The organism is Altererythrobacter sp. GH1-8, assembly GCF_043702085.1.
GTDB lineage: Bacteria > Pseudomonadota > Alphaproteobacteria > Sphingomonadales > Sphingomonadaceae > Erythrobacter.
Genome location: NZ_CP171690.1, coordinates 2,128,679 through 2,143,986, shown reverse-complemented (window position 1 = coordinate 2,143,986; position 15,308 = coordinate 2,128,679). Strand labels below are relative to the sequence as shown.

Sequence of the window (15,308 nt, the reverse complement as noted above, 5' to 3'; positions counted from 1 at the left end):
CCCCTCATAAGCGAACCGCCCCTCTAGCGGCTGTATCAGCCCTTGGAAAGCGCCTCGATTGCCGCGCTCCACGGCAAGAGGATTGCGCCGTGCCTCGCAGAATGCTGACGCGCCGCATCAAGCGTCGCCAGCCCCGGCCAGGCAGGCATCGTCTGTCCACCAGCCAGCCAAGCCTCAATCGCATCTCGCGCCCGCTCAAAATCTGCCAGCGTCCGGTAACTGGCTTCCTGTGCGAAGATTGCCGCAGCTGCCTGCCCGATGGCACAGGCGCTTACCCGCATTCCGATCCGGCCGACTGTCCCGTCGGCGCGTGTCGCAAGTCCTATTTCGAGAGTGCTGCCGCAAGTGCGCGAGCGGGCGTCGGCCCGCAAGGGAAAGTCTCCTTCCAGCGGAAATTGTGCAAGCTGCGTGGCAAGGCTGAGCACGTCCGGCGTATAGAGTTTCGCCGCCGATCCTGCTCTCATTCCTCGGCTTCGCTTTCCCCGGCCAGCGCCGCGCGCCGCTCTGCAATCATCGTTACCAGATCGCGCGATGCCGCATCGACAACCGGGTACGTCCGTGCGGTAGTGATCCAGGCCGGCCGGCCTTTGTAGCCCCAGATCGTATCGAAGCCGAGCATGAGAACGGAAAATGCAAACACCATGATCAGCGCGCCCTTGAGCGCGCCGAATCCGAAGCCCAAGACCCTGTCGATAGGACCCATGATGGAATTGCGGGAGGCCTGCCCTACATTGTTCGCAATCACCTTCATCGCCGCATAGGGAATGAGCAGCAGCAGCGCGAAAGCAAGGATCGAGGTCGTGGTCTCATCCTCAAGGTATTCAACCATCACCTCCGTCATTGGTGAGTGAAGATAACGGATTGCAAAGGCGGCGAGGATCCAGGCCGAGAGGGAGAGAACCTCTTGCACCAGACCGCGCATGAAACCGCCAATCGCTGCAACGCCGACGATAATCAGAAGGATGATATCAAAACCGCTCATGTCGGATGTCGATTATGCATTCCCCATCACATGGTCAACGAGCTTTGCGAGCTGTCCCAATTCCTTGTATTTGAGCGTCGATGATCCGGCTTTTGCATCGGACGGCCCGAATGCCTGTGCAAAGCCGAGCTTCGCGGCCTCCTTCGCGCGGATATTCGCATGGGCTACCGGGCGCACTTCCCCGGCCAGAGAGACCTCGCCAAACCATACGCTTTGCCTTGGCAAGGGCCTGTCGGAGAGCGCTGAAACCAGCGCGGCGGCAACTGCGAGGTCCGCCGCCGGATCAGACAGGCGGTAGCCTCCGGCGATATTGAGATACACCTCCGCCGAACTGAAATTCAGCCCGCAGCGCGATTCAAGCACGGCCAGAAGCATCGCAAGGCGGCTGTTGTCCCACCCGACAACGCTACGCCGCGGGGTCGCGCCAGATTGCAATCGCACGATCAGCGCCTGGATTTCGACCAGCACCGGCCGCGTGCCTTCAAGCGCCGGAAATACTGAGCTGCCCGCCAAGGGTTGGTCGCGGCCCGACAGGAACAGCGTGGATGGGTTGGGCACTTCAGCCAGCCCTTCGCTTTCCATCGCGAAAACCCCAATCTCGTCCACCGCTCCGAAACGGTTCTTGAGCGCGCGCAGAATGCGAAACTGATGGCTGCGCTCGCCTTCAAAGCTCATCACCACATCGACCATGTGTTCAAGCACGCGCGGGCCGGCGATATTGCCGTCCTTCGTCACATGCCCGACCAGCACGAGTGCGACGTCGTTCTGCTTGGCATATCGGATCAGTTCAAGCGCGCAGCCGCGCACCTGGCTGACCGTTCCCGGAGCGCCTTCAATCGTGTCTGAATGCATGGTCTGGATCGAATCGATCACAAGCAATGCAGGTGCTTCCATCCCGGCAAGCGTCGTCAGGATATCGCGCACCGAGGTCTCGCTCGCGAGCTGGATCGGGGCGTCCGCAAGGCCGAGACGTGCGGCGCGCATCCGTACCTGACCAGTCGCTTCTTCACCGCTGATATAAATCGAGCGCCCCCCTGCCCGCGCCACAGTCGCAGCCGTCTGAAGCAGCAGAGTAGACTTGCCGATGCCGGGATCGCCGCCCATCAAAATCGCGGAGCCAGGCACAAGCCCTCCGCCGAGAGCGCGGTCGAATTCCGCAAGCCCCGTCGGGCGCCGCTTGGGAAGCTCTGCCGGTCCATCAAGCGGAACAAACTGGACCGCTCTCCCCCCGCTCGACAGATCATGTTTCTGCGAGAACACCGTGGCAGGCGCATCCTCTACCAAGGTGTTCCATTCCGCGCAGTCAGGACATTGCCCCTGCCAACGGTGCGTAACACTGCCACAGGCCTGACAGACATAACGTTTTTTCGGCTTTGCCATCGCGCACGAATACGCAGAACAGAGCAAGAACGCAATTGCCTTTCGCGATTATCCCCGCCATCACGGTACACGTGCGACAAAAAGAACTCCGCATCGCTCTGGTTTGCTACGGCGGCGTCAGCCTTGCAGTCTACATGCATGGCGTCACAAAGGAGATATGGCAGCTCGCCCGGGCAAGCCGGGGTTTCCATTGCGGAGGCGCGGATTGCGGCGGCGTAGAGAGCGTCTATCGGCGACTGTTTCACCATATCGAGGATCGCGCCGGTCTGAAACTGCGCGTGCTTCCCGATATTCTTACGGGCGCAAGCGCAGGGGGGATCAACGCGGTATTCCTTGCTGAAGCAGTGCATTCAGGACATTCACTCGAACCGCTCACCGACTTGTGGCTGGAAAATGCGGACGTTGATCGCCTGCTCGACCCTGACGCACGGCCACTCTGGCGGTTTGCGAAGCTCTGGGCGCAGCCGATTGCCTGGTGGCTTATCCGCCGCCCGGGTAATGTTGTCTCGGAAAGCGTGGCGCCCGAAACCCGCAGCGAAGTTCGGCGCAAGGTCTCGCGCTTCATCCGCGGACGCTGGTTTCAGCCGCCCTTTTCCGGTGATGGATTCTCAACGCTGTTGTTCGACGCGCTCGCCGCGATGCGCGCCAGCGAGCCGGAGCAGCCGCTGTTGCCACCCGGTCATCCGATCGATCTGTTCGTCACAGCGACAGACTATCGTGGACACCGCGAGATGCTGCGGCTCCATTCGCCGCCCATTGTCGAGGAATCGGAGCACCGTTTGCCAATCGAGTTTCGCAGCGAAACGCCGCGCCAAAGCGGGATCTCGCTGTCCAATCCGCTCGAACTGACCTTGGCAGCGCGCGCCACGGCGAGCTTTCCTGGTGCGTTTCCTGCGCTTGAGCTGGCCGAGATTGACCGGCTGTCACATCGGCGTGATCATGGCTGGTCTGGTCGCGATGCGTTCCTGCGCCGGGTTATGCCGGTTCACCACCGCGCGAAGATAACCGATAACGTCGCGCTGATTGATGGCTCTGTACTGGTCAACGCCCCCTTCCGCGGCGCTATCGAGGCACTCGGCCGCCGGCCATCCCAGCGCGAAGTGGATAGGCGTTTCGTTTATATCGATCCACGTCCTGACCGTTTCGGCGAGGAATATGCGAGCTCCAATGCACCGGTCGGCTTCTTTAGCGCGATCTTCGGGTCACTCTCCACCATCCCGCGCGAACAGCCCATTCGTGACAATCTCCAGGCTCTGGAAGAGCAATCTCGCGATGCTGAACGGCTGCGCCGGATGGTGCAGGGAATGCGACCCGAAATTGACGGCGCAGTGGAAAAGCTGTTCGGGCGCACATTCTTCCTCGACAGTCCTACGCCCAAGCGGCTCAAGGCTTGGCGAGCCAAGGCACAGCAGGCCGCCGCAGAGCGCGCCGGTTACGCTTTCCAGTCTTACGCTCAGGCGAAATTTTCAGGCATTATCGAGCGGCTGGCTGACCTCACATTACAGTCAGCCCCGGAGTTACCGCTGCCCGATGCGGAACCCATCGCTGAGGTCCTGCGCGCCGAGCTGGCCGTGCGGGGACTGACATCGCTCAGCGATCCTAAGGGCGGCGCCAATGAAACCGCGATCGCCTTCTTCAGAGCGCATGATCTGGGTTTCCGGATCCGCCGCCTGCGCTTGCTGGCTCGAAGGCTTTCGCGTGACTGGGAGATCGATCCCGAGATCTCTGATACGGCGCTCGATGTCGCCCGCGAGGCGGTTTACGATATCCTCCAGCTTTACCGCCGCCGCGATGGGCTTGAGCCACTGGGGACGCAATTTTCGAGCCTCGCGGAGAGGGTACTGACTGAACCTGGCAGCGTGCTTGATCATTTCAGCAATATTCGCCTTCTTCCCGAAACGGACGATGAAGCGGAAGAACGGCTTGCGCAGGCGCTCGATCAGATGCCCAAGGAACTGAAGCGGCGCATGCTGCTGGCCTATCTCGGCTTCCCGTTTTATGACGTCGCGACCTTGCCCCTTGCACGCAATGAAGGGCTGACCGAGTACGATCCTGTCAAAGTGGACCGTATCTCGCCTGACGATGCCAAAAGCATCCGAGACGGGGGAACGTCGGCAACCCTGCGCGGCACCGAATTCTACAATTTCGGGGCCTTTTTCAGCCGCGCCTATCGCGAGAACGATTATCTGTGGGGCCGCTTGCACGGAGCCGAGCGCATGATCGACCTCGTTTGCTCAACCCTCGAACAGCCCATGCCCGATCGGCAATGCCTGGCCTTCAAGCGCGATGCCTTTCTCGCAATTCTCGATGAGGAAGAGCGCGCAGGGCGATGCCGCGGCACGATGCTCGCGAAGCTGCGCGAGGAAGTAACGCAGCGAATGGCGGGCCTTGCATCTGGATAGGCTGCTTCAGGCGAGACTTTGCCAAGTAAATGCGATGAATGCGTCAGCGTCGATGAATCCGCTGCCGCGCGCGAAACTGTCCAGCGGCTTTGCTGCCTGCGCTTCTTCCAGCGTGCTGCCAGAGTCCTTGAGCGCACGAATGCGGGTCACCGCTTCACCCAGAATGTTGCGGTAAGCGAGCAATTCGCGTTTGTTCGACATCGGACCATGACCCGGGATGACTTTGGTCTGGTCATCCATCATGGCCAGCGCCATGTCGAGCGAGAACAGCAGGTTCATCACATTGCCGCCCGATTCCGTATCGACGAAAGGCCAGCCCGATATGTTGAAATAGAGATCGCCCATGTGGACGACATTCTTTTCGCGCCAGATGACAATACTGTCCCCATCGGTGTGCCCGCCGCCCAGGAACATCACGTCGATCGTATCGCCATTCTGGTGCAGGGTAATTCCGCGATCATAGGTAATCACTGGCAAGGCTTCGGCGGGCGCAGGCGGTACGGGAAAGCGGCTTCCCTCAGGACTGCCCTTGATAAGGCGCACGCGCACTTCATCATGCGCAATAATTGTCGCGCCTTTGTTGCCGAGATTCTCGTTCCCGCCAGTATGGTCAAAATGCCAGTGCGTGTTGATCACGTATCTGGCCGGTTCAGCGCCCAGCTCTGCGACCGCGGCTTCGATCTTTGCGGTAAGCGGTGCGAATTGATCGTCAATCAGGATGGTCGCGTCTTTGCCGTGGCTCACGCCAATATTGCCGCCTTCCCCAAACAGGAACGCGATTCCGGGTGCGACCTCTTCAGTGGTGATTTGAACATTGCTCATATCCTGCTGAGCCAATGCGGGTGTTACCATGAAAGTGGCGGCGAAAAGTGGGGCGATCAGGCGCAGCTTCATCAGACAATCCTTCCGTCAGATAGACCGACTGCCTAGGCCGCAGAGAGCGATGAGTCGAGCTAGCGCCGGCCGATTTCCAACGTCAGCCGCCGAACGCGTTTTTCAGAGTTTCAAAGAATCCGCGGCTCTCAGGGCATTCCTCGCCAGTTTCCGTCTCGCGGAATTGCTGGAGGAGCTCCTTCTGCTTCTTGGTAAGCTTTGTGGGCGTCTCGACCGCAACCTCGACGACGAGATCGCCGCGACCGCGGCCCTGCAATACGGGCATGCCCGCACCGCGCACGCGCAACTGCTTGCCAGATTGAATCCCTGCCGGAATCTCGACTGTGTTGGTCGAACCGTCGAGATCCGGAATATCGATCGAACCGCCAAGCGCAGCGGTAGTGAAGCTCAAAGGCACACGTGTCGCAAGGGTCGTGCCCTGCCGCTCAAACACATTATGCGGGCGCACCTGGACGAAAATGTAGAGGTCGCCCGGCGGGGAACCATGCGGTCCCGCCTCTCCTCGCCCTGCCAGGCGAATCCGGGTTCCGGTGTCGACACCCGGCGGGATCGTGACTTCCAGCGCCTGCACCTTGTCGACGCGGCCTTCTCCGCGACATTCACTGCACGGCGTTTCGATAACAACCCCGCGACCATGGCAGGTCGGGCATGGGCGCTCGACCACAAAGAAGCCTTGCTTCGCACGCACTGCACCCTGGCCATTACATAAATTGCAGCGACGCTCGCTCGTGCCCGGCTCTGCGCCCGAACCATCGCAGGTATCACATTCGGCCGAGACCTCGATCTCGATCTGCGTCTCCCTGCCATGGAATGCTTCATCAAGCGTAATGTCGAGATTGTAGCGCAGATCAGCCCCGCGCCGGGCCTGCTGACGGCCGGCACCGCCGCCGAACGCACTCCCGAAAATGGTCTCGAAGATATCGCCGATGTCACCAAAGTCTGCGCCGGGATGCCCTCTGCCGCCACCGCCGCCAGCCATGCCTTCGGTAAAGGCAGCATGACCGAAACGGTCATAGGCAGCACGTTTCTGCGGGTCCTTAAGGCAGTCGTAGGCAGCGCTGATCGCCTTGAACTTCGCCTCAGCCTCGGCATCGCCCGGATTGCGATCCGGATGAAACTTCATCGCCAACTTGCGATAGGCACTCTTGATGGTTCCCCCGTCAGCATCGCGGGAGACCTCGAGCAGCTGGTAAAAGTCGATCTCGGTTGCAGACATCGTGACCCCAATCCGTCCGAACGTCTAACCGCCGCCAGCGCACAATGCACCAGCGGCGGTCTTGGTTTTCATCAGGACATCAGTCCTTCTTGTCTTCGTCGACCTCAGAGAATTCAGCGTCGACCACGTCTTCGTCACTGTCAGTAGCAGCAGAAGCGTCACCAGCGCCCTCTTGCGGGGCAGCGCTCGCCTGCTCCTTCTCGTAGATCTGCTGGCCCATCTTCATGGCCGCTTCGGTCAGAGCCTGTGCCTTGGCGTTGATCGCCGTGACATCATCGCCTTCAAGCGCGGTCTTGGCTTCAGCGAGCGCGGCCTCAACGGCGGACTTGGTGTCTGCGTCGATCTTGTCGCCATGCTCTTCGAGCTGCTTCTCCGTCGCATGGACAAGACTGTCGGCCTGGTTGCGCGCCTCTGCGGTCTCACGCCGCTTCTTGTCCTCTTCAGCAAACTTCTCGGCGTCCTGCACCATCTGGTCGATGTCAGCATCGCTGAGACCGCCAGAGGCCTGGATCCGGATCTGCTGTTCCTTGCCTGTACCCTTGTCCTTGGCCGAGACGTTCACGATGCCGTTCGCGTCGATATCGAAGGTAACTTCGATCTGCGGAACACCGCGCGGTGCCGGCGGGATGCCAACGAGGTCAAACTGGCCCAGCAGCTTGTTGTCAGCCGCCATCTCGCGTTCGCCCTGAAAGACTCGGATCGTCACAGCGTTCTGGTTGTCTTCTGCCGTCGAGTAGGTCTGCGCCTTCTTTGTCGGGATCGTCGTGTTGCGATCGATCATGCGAGTGAAGACACCGCCCAGCGTTTCGATACCGAGCGACAGCGGCGTCACGTCGAGCAGCAATACGTCCTTGACGTCGCCCTGAAGTACGCCTGCCTGGATCGCTGCGCCCATGGCGACAACTTCATCCGGGTTCACGCCGGTATGCGGCTTGGAACCGAAGAATCCTTCGACCACTTCGCGAACCTTGGGCATGCGGGTCATCCCGCCAACGAGGATCACTTCGTCGATATCGTTCTTCGAGACTCCTGCATCAGCAAGAGCCTTCTTGCACGGTTCCAGCGTACGCTGGATCAGATCGCCGACGAGCTTCTCAAGGTCCGAACGGCTGAGCGTTTCGACCAGATGCAGCGGTGTGGACGAGCCACCTTCCATGCGCGCGGTGATGAACGGCAGGTTGATCTCGGTCGTGGCTGAGCTGGAAAGCTCTATCTTCGCCTTTTCAGCCGCTTCCTTCAGACGTTGCAGCGCGAGCTTGTCCGTCTTCAGGTCCATGCTCTCTTTCTTCTTGAACTGGTCCGCCAACCATTCAACGATAGCGCTGTCGAAGTCTTCACCGCCGAGGAAGGTGTCGCCATTGGTCGACTTCACTTCAAACACGCCGTCACCGATCTCGAGGATCGAGATGTCGAACGTACCGCCGCCAAGGTCATAGACAGCAATGGTCTTCCCGTCTTCCTTGTCGAGGCCGTAAGCGAGTGCTGCTGCGGTTGGTTCGTTGATGATGCGCAGGACTTCCAGACCGGCAATCTGGCCTGCATCCTTGGTCGCCTGGCGCTGCGCGTCGTTGAAGTAAGCCGGAACGGTGATGACCGCCTGCTTTACGTCTTCACCGAGATAGCTCTCAGCGGTTTCCTTCATCTTCTGGAGGATGAAGGCGGAAATCTGCGACGGTGAATACTCCTCGCCGCCCGCTTCGACCCACGCATCGCCATTCTTGCCCTTGACGATGTCATAAGGGACAAGCTCCATGTCCTTCTTGGTCAGCGGATCATCGAACCGGCGACCGATCAGACGCTTGATTGCGAACAAGGTGTTGTCCGGATTGGTTACAGCCTGGCGCTTGGCAGGCTGACCGATCAGACGCTCACCATCCTTGGTGAACGCAACGATCGAAGGCGTGGTGCGCGCGCCTTCCGAATTCTCAATAACTTTGGGTTTGCCCCCATCCATAACGGCAACGCACGAGTTGGTGGTGCCGAGGTCGATACCGATTACTTTGGCCATGGTTTCCCCATTCCGTCTGCATGTTGGACGCTGCGCGTTTGGTTCCCCGCAAGTGGCGAAACCCCTCGGCAGCTCTTTTGTGAAGCGGATATAGGTGCGGTTTTGCTTGGCACAAGGGCGCGACGCCTCTAGTTTTCACAGCTGTTCCAATAGGGGAGTAAATAGGTGAAAATTGCACAGAATCTCCGATCGTCGGTCGTAGCGCCGCTCAGCGCCGTGGCGCTTGCCATGTCTGTCGCTGCTTGCAGCGGCGGGGAAGCACCCGCAGAGGAAGTCGCTGGAGAAACCGGCGTCCCCGGAATGTCTGTCGAAAATGCAAGGCTTGTCCTTGCTCCTGTCGCCGGCAACCCTGCCGCGGTCTATTTTGACTTGAGCTATGACGGCGAGCGTGCGCTTACGATCCGCAAGGCCGAAGTTGCCGGGGCTGAGAGCACAATGCTGCACGATTACAACGAATTCGAAGGCAAGATGCAGATGATGGAAGCGCTTCCCATCGGCATCACCAAAGGTGATAAGCTCGAATTCAAACCGGGCGAGAAGCACATCATGGTGTTTGGCCTTCCCGGCACCGTCGCGCCGGGAGGCAGCGTGGACGTGACGCTCACTGTGTCAGGTGGCGCGACGCAGACATTCCCCGCTGAAGTGCGCGCTGCCGGAGAAGAACGCTGACAGATATGGCCGCGACCTTCTGCCCCGTTGGCGGGGAGCGGCCACTTACATCAGGCGAGATAACTCTGGCGCGTAGCGTGTTCGCGGGTGCGATCGATTATTCGCAAGTTACGATCCGTCGCCGAAAATGGTTTCCGTTTCAGCCGCGCCATGTGACGATGGCACCGCGCGGGCATATTCATTTCCACCCGATGGGCCGCAATTACTGCGACGATTTCTCATCGGCGAGCCTCGTCCTCCAGTCGCATTTCATCCATGAGATGACACATGTTTGGCAGACGCAGACGCGTGGCCCCTGGTACCTCGTCACGCGCCGGATGCCCTGGGCGCGCTATGACTATAGCTTGAAGCCAGGTTGGAAGCTCGAACGCTACGGCATCGAACAGCAGGCCAGGATCGTGGAACATGCCTTCCTGCTCAGGAATGGAGTGAAGATTCCCGGAGTTGCTGACAAGGCCGCTTATGAGTTACTTGTCGATTTCGGGGAGAGGGAATGACGAAAAAGCTCGATTATATCATTCGGCCATTTGAACCGCGCGACGCGGCAGCGTTTGCGGGCCTTAACCGGCAATGGATCGATAGCCTGTTTGCGATGGAGGAAAAGGACAAGGTCCAGCTCGAAAAGCCGCAATCGGCGATCCTCGCAAAAGGCGGCTATATCGCCATTGCAGAGGCCAATGGCTGGGTTATCGGAACAGGTGCAATCCTGCCTGCAGCGCTCGCGCCGGATGATGGCAGGAGCTGGTTTGAAATCGTGAAGATGTCGACCGACCTCTCAGCCCAGCGCATGGGTATCGGCAGCGCAATCCTTGCCAGGCTGATCGAATTTGCACGCGAGCACGGAGCCGATGCAATCTGGCTTGAAACCAATGACCAGCTCGAAGCCGCAACGCATCTCTACCGCAAGACGGGCTTCCGCGATTTATCGAACGACGAGGCATGGGAAACCCCGTACGAGCGCTGCAACATGCAGATGGTGATGGATCTCTAGATCGCTGAAGCAAAGTAAAGGGGCGTCCCTCACCAGGAGGAACGCCCCGAACAATTCAGTAAGAACTGAACTTAGAAGCGGAAATAGGCCCCTGCGCTCACCACCCACGGGTCGAGCTTGTGCTCGGTGCGGATGATCTCCGTGCTGTCCACGAAGAAGCGCGCATCGGTGTCGATGAAATAACGCTTCGCGTCGATCGACAGGCCGAAGCCTTCGTTGAGTTCGATGTCAGCACCAGCCTGCAGCGCAATGCCGAATTCATTTGTCAGGTCGACATCAGTCACACCCAGAGCAGCAACGTCCGCGCCCGCATCATCGTTGAAGATGATGAAGTATGCTGGGCCCGCTCCGATATACGGCTTGAAACCTTCACCAAGATCAAAGTGATACTTGGCCGTCAGCGTCGCAGGGATGATCCGCAAGTCTGAGACGAGTTCTGCGCCGTCAAGTGCGCCCCGGCCGTCAACGTCATGCTGCGTGACACCGGCAATGGTCTCAAGCGAGAAGTTGTTGCTGAGGAAGTATTCGATCGCGACAGTCGGCGTGACATTGTCGTTCGCCGCACTCTGGGTGCCTGCCGGAAGACCAAAGTCGTCAAGTTCTACGTCGGTGATTTCAGCGTCAGCAAATACAGCCGTGGCGAAAGCCTTGACCTGGATCGAACCAGCACGGTCGTCCTGCGCCAAAGCGGGTGCGGATACGCTTGCGGCCAATGCTGCGACTGCCGACAAACAAACCTTTTTCATTAAACTACTCCAATGATGAGAGGTCGCCTCTGCGCCTCTCCAATCCCCGTCCGATGCTCAGAACGTGATATGTTATATCGAGTTCCCGAAATTCGGAGTGGAGGAGTAGAATTTATGTCACACGGTTCAAATCTCGCGCTATTCAGCCAATTCGTGCCATATGCGTAATGGTGCCGCTTGCTCCGGATTCATCCCACAGATGCTGAATCTTGGCGCGATCATCATCGGCGCGAAAACGCTCCATCGCCGCCATTTCCGGCACGTCGAGCACATGCACCTCGCATGAGCCATCCTCTGCCCGCAATCGCTCTGCCATCGTGATCCCGTACCGCTCAAGCAGCGGGATCACGGCAGCTTCATAAGCTTCGAACTTCTCAAGGTCGACGCCAGTCAGATCAATGCGCGCATGGATGATCATCGCGCAGCGCCTACTCTGGCTGCTTCGCTACGCCGACCATGGCGGGGCGCAGCAAGCGGTCCTTGATCATCCAGCCGCTCTGCATTTCCTGTACCACTGTGCCCGGCTCAGCTTCTGCACTAGGCACTTCGATCATCGCCTGATGCTGGTTCGGGTCGAGCGGCAAGCCCACCGCGGCAATCCGCGTGATGCCATGCTGGTGGAACACTTTCTCGAGTTCGCGCTGCGTCGCTTCGATGCCAACCACAAGACCTTTCATCTTGTCGTCTTCGCGCAGTTCTGCAGGAATTGCCTGCACCGCGCGCGAAAGATTGTCCCACACGCTCAGCACATCGCGGGCAAAGCCGGTCGCAGCATAGGCGCGCGCGTCCTGAATGTCCTTTTCCATGCGCCGGCGGACATTCTGTGTTTCTGCCTGTGCATAGAGCACATCCTGCTTCGCGGCTTCCAAATCAGCACGCAGAGAGGCGAGCGCGTCGTTTTCGCTTTCGCCTTCTTCCGGCTTGCCATCATCGAGGAATTCCTCCGGCACACCTTTGAGTTCATCCGCCACCGCTTCATCCTGCGGCTTGTCGTTCTCGTTCATTGAATGTTTTTCCGTCCATCTATCCGATGAGCTTGCCCAGTGATCGGGCGGTTAAATCCACCATGGGGACGACGCGCGCGTAATTCAACCTCGTCGGTCCAATTACGCCCAATACACCGACTACTCTTCCTTCGCGATCTCGGTAGGGTGAGGCGATGACTGAGGAGCCAGAAAGCGCGAACAGTCGGTTCTCGCTGCCGATGAAAATCCGGGTTGCTTCAGCTTCGCGCGCGCTTTCCAGCAGTTCCGCCACCGATTGCTTGTTCTCGAGGTCGTCGATGAGCGAGCGCACCCGTTCGATATCGTTCATAGCATCGTCGTCGAGCAGGTTGGCCTGACCGCGCACGATCAGCACGGGCCGCCTGGCCGCATCTTCGCTCCAGACCGCAAGGCCGCGCTCGACAAGGTCACTGCTCGCGCTGTCGAGCTGCGACTTGCCAGCCTTGATCTCACGCGCAATCAAGCTCGCCGCTTCACCAAGTGTGCGCCCGGCTAGCCGCGAGGTAACATAGTTCGAGGCTTGCTCAAGCGAAGAAGGCGCTGCGCTCAGCCCCAATTCCACAACGCGGTTCTCAACCGAGCCGTCTTCGCTCACCAGGACTGCGAGCGCCCTGCCCTGTCCCAGCGGTACCATGGAGAATTGCGCAAGGCGCTCTTCACGGCGCGGCACCATCACCATCCCCGCAGCACCCGTCAGGTCAGACAGCATTGTGCTTGTCTTTTCGAGCGCCTGCTCGATCGGCCCGGGTCCAGCGAGCCGCGTCTCGATTTGCGCACGTTCCTCCGGCGTAGGCTCAGCCACCCGCATCATACCATCGACAAACAGCCGCAGGCCCGTTTCGGTGGGAAGACGGCCTGCGCTGGTATGAGGTGCCGCGAGCAATCCGCCTTGCTCCAGTTCGGCCAGCACTGACCGGATCGAGGCTGACGAGAGGTTGAGGGTACCGTCACTGGCGAGCGTCTTAGATCCAACCGGCTGTCCCGTCTCAATGTAACTTTCCACCACGAGGCGGAAAATCTCCCTCGCGCGGTCAGTCAGTTCAGAGATGGGCGGTGATGACATAAGCTCTATCTAGCGTGTCCTCTTGCAGCCTCAAGCCTCCAGCGCCTAACGCGGGGCATAACGAGTCGAACGATAGGGATAATTCATGCGACCTTCCGGACGCGCGCCTGACGAAATGCGCGCCATCACGATCGAGACCGGCTTTACCAAACATGCCGAGGGCTCCTGCCTGATCAGCTTTGGCGATACGCGCGTACTGTGCACCGCCAGCGTTGAAGAGCGCATTCCGCCGTGGCTGCGCGGCAAGGGTGAAGGCTGGGTGACAGGCGAGTACTCGATGCTGCCGCGCTCGACTCACACGCGTAGCCAGCGCGAAGCCGCGCGCGGCAAGCAATCGGGCCGGACCCAGGAAATCCAGCGCTTGATCGGGCGGAGCTTGCGCGCAGTGGTCGATCTCCAGAAGCTCGGCGAGCGGCAGATTACATTGGATTGCGACGTGATTCAGGCTGATGGCGGCACTCGCACTGCGTCGATCTCCGGGGCGTGGGTGGCGCTTCGCCTTGCGATCAACAGCCTGATTGCCGCAGGCGAGATCAAGGAGGATCCGATTACCGCTCAGGTCGCCGCAATCAGCTGCGGCATTTACCAGGGTACGCCGGTGCTCGACCTCGATTACCCGGAAGATTCGAACGCAGAGGCCGACGCCAATTTCGTACTGATTGAAGGCGGGCAAATCGCCGAGGTTCAGGCGACGGCTGAGGGCGCAACCTATGACGAGGAAGGCCTGCTTCGATTGCTTCGCCTCGGCCGGATGGGCTGCGATCAGATTTTCGCGGCACAGCGGAACGCGGTGAAATGACCCGGCGGCTCGGCAGCGGATCGATCGTGATCGCGACGCATAATGCTGGCAAGCTCAAGGAAATTGCCGCGCTGCTGGAGCCGCATGGGCTAAAGTGCCTGTCCGCCGGTTCGCTCGGGCTGCCCGAGCCACCGGAAACCGGCAAGAGTTTCGTCGAGAATGCGCTGATCAAGGCGCGCGCCTCAGCCGAAGCGTCAGGAATAGTGTCCCTCGCGGATGACAGCGGACTCTCGGTTGATGCACTGGGCGGCAGGCCGGGGGTCTACACCGCCGACTGGGCCGAGCGGCAATGGTTCGAAGGCGAGCCGGGCCGCGACTGGTACATGGCGATGGGCAAGGTCGAAGGGATGCTGCAGGAGCTCGGCGCTGACGTGGACCGCAGCGCCGCCTTCCATTGCGTCCTCGCAATTGCGTGGCCTGATGGCGAAAGCGCGGTCTACGAAGGCAAATGTGCAGGCTCGCTTACTTGGCCGCCGCGCGGGACCATGGGCTTTGGCTATGACCCGGTGTTCGTACCGAAAGGATCGGATCTGACCTTCGCTGAGATCGAACCAGAGGCCAAGCATGCGATCAGCCACCGCGCCGATGCCTTCGCCAAGCTCGTTACCGAGCAGTTCGGCAATTAACGGATTTCGCGCCCGTAGATATTGCCCGCTGGCCAGTAACGGCAGACCAGGAAATCATCGCGTTGGTTTCGCGCCACCGCGCAGCCTACTTCGCGCGTCTCATGCCACACAACTTGCGTGTAATGCCCGACGTCCCGCCAGTTGCCTGTGCGCGAAATATCGGGAAATTCGCCGGGACGGAAGTGGCGCTTTTCCTCGGCAAAGGCGCGCACCATGAAGGACGCTGAATAATTCCCCGCGCTGCCCATCCACAGGTTCTCTCCCGCGCCGCCGCGCTCGTCGATCGAGGCATGGCGCATGCGTCCCTCACGCGCGATCGCCTGGGCCCATTGCTCAGCCTCCCTGGCAAGCCGCTGGCTCCACTTGAGCTCCGGCGCGCCAAATTCCGCACGCTCTTCATTGTGAGCGTCGAGCAGCTCAGCGGCGAAGCGGTTCTGCGGGCGCTCGGCCTGCACATTGGCGCTGAGCGAAAGCGCCAGTATCGCACCGGAAGCTGCAAGAATTCGACCCGTCTTCATGACCTGAAGA

At 60.0% G+C, this 15,308-nt stretch carries 17 protein-coding genes; 6 read left to right on the top strand and 11 right to left on the bottom strand.

Annotation, left to right across the window (positions count from 1 at the left end; translation table 11 throughout):
* Window positions 1-35: 35 nt before the first annotated feature.
* From ACG9DO_RS10440 to radA, 3 genes are read right to left on the bottom strand one after another with little or no spacing between them, the layout of a single operon-like run.
* Entirely contained in the window at window positions 36-464 is a 429-nt protein-coding gene (locus tag ACG9DO_RS10440; RefSeq protein WP_394727640.1) for an iron-sulfur cluster assembly scaffold protein, read from the bottom strand.
* Complete coding sequence (locus tag ACG9DO_RS10435) at window positions 461-982, bottom strand: CvpA family protein (RefSeq protein ID WP_394727638.1); 522 nt, start codon at window positions 980-982, stop codon at window positions 461-463. The genes ACG9DO_RS10440 and ACG9DO_RS10435 overlap by 4 nt, the downstream gene beginning before the upstream one ends.
* Window positions 983-994: 12 nt before the next feature.
* Entirely contained in the window at window positions 995-2,362 is a 1,368-nt protein-coding gene (gene radA / locus ACG9DO_RS10430) for a DNA repair protein RadA (protein WP_394727636.1), read from the bottom strand.
* A 71-nt stretch (window positions 2,363-2,433) separates the two neighbouring features.
* Here radA and ACG9DO_RS10425 point away from each other — a divergent pair, with 71 nt between their 5' ends.
* Complete coding sequence (locus ACG9DO_RS10425) at window positions 2,434-4,764, top strand: patatin-like protein (RefSeq protein WP_394727634.1); 2,331 nt, start codon at window positions 2,434-2,436, stop codon at window positions 4,762-4,764.
* 6 nt (window positions 4,765-4,770) lie between these two features.
* Here ACG9DO_RS10425 and ACG9DO_RS10420 read toward each other — a convergent pair whose 3' ends face one another.
* The 3 genes from ACG9DO_RS10420 to dnaK all read right to left on the bottom strand — a co-directional run bounded on the left by ACG9DO_RS10420 (window position 4,771) and on the right by dnaK (window position 8,882).
* Window positions 4,771-5,658: an MBL fold metallo-hydrolase gene (locus ACG9DO_RS10420; protein WP_394727632.1), complete on the bottom strand. Its 888-nt coding sequence runs from the start codon at window positions 5,656-5,658 to the stop codon at window positions 4,771-4,773.
* Between the two features lie 82 nt (window positions 5,659-5,740).
* The gene (gene dnaJ, locus ACG9DO_RS10415; protein WP_394727630.1) at window positions 5,741-6,874 is read right to left on the bottom strand and encodes a molecular chaperone DnaJ; all 1,134 of its coding nucleotides are present in this window, start codon (window positions 6,872-6,874) and stop codon (window positions 5,741-5,743) included.
* 79 nt (window positions 6,875-6,953) lie between these two features.
* Window positions 6,954-8,882, bottom strand: coding sequence for a molecular chaperone DnaK (gene dnaK, locus ACG9DO_RS10410; RefSeq protein WP_394727628.1), 1,929 nt, complete (start codon window positions 8,880-8,882; stop codon window positions 6,954-6,956).
* A gap of 165 nt (window positions 8,883-9,047) precedes the next feature.
* Between dnaK and ACG9DO_RS10405 the strand changes: the two genes are divergently transcribed.
* From ACG9DO_RS10405 to ACG9DO_RS10395, 3 genes are read left to right on the top strand one after another with little or no spacing between them, the layout of a single operon-like run.
* Window positions 9,048-9,551, top strand: a complete 504-nt coding sequence (locus tag ACG9DO_RS10405) for a copper chaperone PCu(A)C (RefSeq protein WP_394727626.1) — start codon at window positions 9,048-9,050, stop codon at window positions 9,549-9,551.
* A 5-nt stretch (window positions 9,552-9,556) separates the two neighbouring features.
* Window positions 9,557-10,048, top strand: a complete 492-nt coding sequence (locus ACG9DO_RS10400) for a vgr related protein (RefSeq protein ID WP_394727624.1) — start codon at window positions 9,557-9,559, stop codon at window positions 10,046-10,048.
* On the top strand, window positions 10,045-10,542 hold the full coding sequence (locus ACG9DO_RS10395; RefSeq protein ID WP_394727621.1) for a GNAT family N-acetyltransferase: 498 nt from the start codon (window positions 10,045-10,047) through the stop codon (window positions 10,540-10,542). The genes ACG9DO_RS10400 and ACG9DO_RS10395 overlap by 4 nt, the downstream gene beginning before the upstream one ends.
* A 71-nt stretch (window positions 10,543-10,613) precedes the next feature.
* Here the strand turns inward: ACG9DO_RS10395 and ACG9DO_RS10390 are convergent, their stop codons facing one another.
* The 4 genes from ACG9DO_RS10390 to hrcA all read right to left on the bottom strand — a co-directional run bounded on the left by ACG9DO_RS10390 (window position 10,614) and on the right by hrcA (window position 13,355).
* Complete coding sequence (locus ACG9DO_RS10390) at window positions 10,614-11,288, bottom strand: OmpW family protein (protein WP_394727619.1); 675 nt, start codon at window positions 11,286-11,288, stop codon at window positions 10,614-10,616.
* A gap of 142 nt (window positions 11,289-11,430) precedes the next feature.
* Window positions 11,431-11,706, bottom strand: coding sequence for a hypothetical protein (locus ACG9DO_RS10385; protein WP_394727617.1), 276 nt, complete (start codon window positions 11,704-11,706; stop codon window positions 11,431-11,433).
* 10 nt (window positions 11,707-11,716) lie between these two features.
* Entirely contained in the window at window positions 11,717-12,292 is a 576-nt protein-coding gene (gene grpE, locus ACG9DO_RS10380) for a nucleotide exchange factor GrpE (RefSeq protein WP_394727615.1), read from the bottom strand.
* Between the two features lie 19 nt (window positions 12,293-12,311).
* A complete protein-coding gene (gene hrcA, locus ACG9DO_RS10375) occupies window positions 12,312-13,355 on the bottom strand; it encodes a heat-inducible transcriptional repressor HrcA (protein ID WP_394727613.1) in 1,044 nt (347 codons plus the stop codon).
* Window positions 13,356-13,440: 85 nt separating this feature from the next.
* Between hrcA and rph the strand changes: the two genes are divergently transcribed.
* On the top strand, window positions 13,441-14,154 hold the full coding sequence (gene rph, locus ACG9DO_RS10370; RefSeq protein WP_394727611.1) for a ribonuclease PH: 714 nt from the start codon (window positions 13,441-13,443) through the stop codon (window positions 14,152-14,154).
* Window positions 14,151-14,780, top strand: coding sequence for an RdgB/HAM1 family non-canonical purine NTP pyrophosphatase (gene rdgB, locus ACG9DO_RS10365; RefSeq protein WP_394727609.1), 630 nt, complete (start codon window positions 14,151-14,153; stop codon window positions 14,778-14,780). Before rph ends, rdgB begins: the two co-directional genes overlap by 4 nt.
* Here rdgB and ACG9DO_RS10360 read toward each other — a convergent pair.
* Entirely contained in the window at window positions 14,777-15,298 is a 522-nt protein-coding gene (locus ACG9DO_RS10360) for a CAP family protein (RefSeq protein ID WP_394727607.1), read from the bottom strand. The genes rdgB and ACG9DO_RS10360 overlap by 4 nt on opposite strands.
* Window positions 15,299-15,308: the final 10 nt, after the last annotated feature.

Excerpts from the sequence above, each read along its gene's own strand:
- ACG9DO_RS10440 (WP_394727640.1), bottom strand. The coding sequence starts at position 464 with ATGAGAGCAGGATCGGCGGCGAAACTCTATACGCCGGACGTGCTCAGC.
- ACG9DO_RS10435 (WP_394727638.1), bottom strand. The coding sequence starts at position 982 with ATGAGCGGTTTTGATATCATCCTTCTGATTATCGTCGGCGTTGCAGCG.
- radA (WP_394727636.1), bottom strand. The coding sequence starts at position 2,362 with ATGGCAAAGCCGAAAAAACGTTATGTCTGTCAGGCCTGTGGCAGTGTT.
- ACG9DO_RS10420 (WP_394727632.1), bottom strand. The coding sequence starts at position 5,658 with ATGAAGCTGCGCCTGATCGCCCCACTTTTCGCCGCCACTTTCATGGTA.
- dnaJ (WP_394727630.1), bottom strand. The coding sequence starts at position 6,874 with ATGTCTGCAACCGAGATCGACTTTTACCAGCTGCTCGAGGTCTCCCGC.
- dnaK (WP_394727628.1), bottom strand. The coding sequence starts at position 8,882 with ATGGCCAAAGTAATCGGTATCGACCTCGGCACCACCAACTCGTGCGTT.
- ACG9DO_RS10400 (WP_394727624.1), top strand. The coding sequence starts at position 9,557 with ATGGCCGCGACCTTCTGCCCCGTTGGCGGGGAGCGGCCACTTACATCA.
- ACG9DO_RS10395 (WP_394727621.1), top strand. The coding sequence starts at position 10,045 with ATGACGAAAAAGCTCGATTATATCATTCGGCCATTTGAACCGCGCGAC.
- ACG9DO_RS10390 (WP_394727619.1), bottom strand. The coding sequence starts at position 11,288 with ATGAAAAAGGTTTGTTTGTCGGCAGTCGCAGCATTGGCCGCAAGCGTA.
- ACG9DO_RS10385 (WP_394727617.1), bottom strand. The coding sequence starts at position 11,706 with ATGATCATCCATGCGCGCATTGATCTGACTGGCGTCGACCTTGAGAAG.
- grpE (WP_394727615.1), bottom strand. The coding sequence starts at position 12,292 with ATGAACGAGAACGACAAGCCGCAGGATGAAGCGGTGGCGGATGAACTC.
- hrcA (WP_394727613.1), bottom strand. The coding sequence starts at position 13,355 with ATGTCATCACCGCCCATCTCTGAACTGACTGACCGCGCGAGGGAGATT.
- rph (WP_394727611.1), top strand. The coding sequence starts at position 13,441 with ATGCGACCTTCCGGACGCGCGCCTGACGAAATGCGCGCCATCACGATC.
- rdgB (WP_394727609.1), top strand. The coding sequence starts at position 14,151 with ATGACCCGGCGGCTCGGCAGCGGATCGATCGTGATCGCGACGCATAAT.
- ACG9DO_RS10360 (WP_394727607.1), bottom strand. The coding sequence starts at position 15,298 with ATGAAGACGGGTCGAATTCTTGCAGCTTCCGGTGCGATACTGGCGCTT.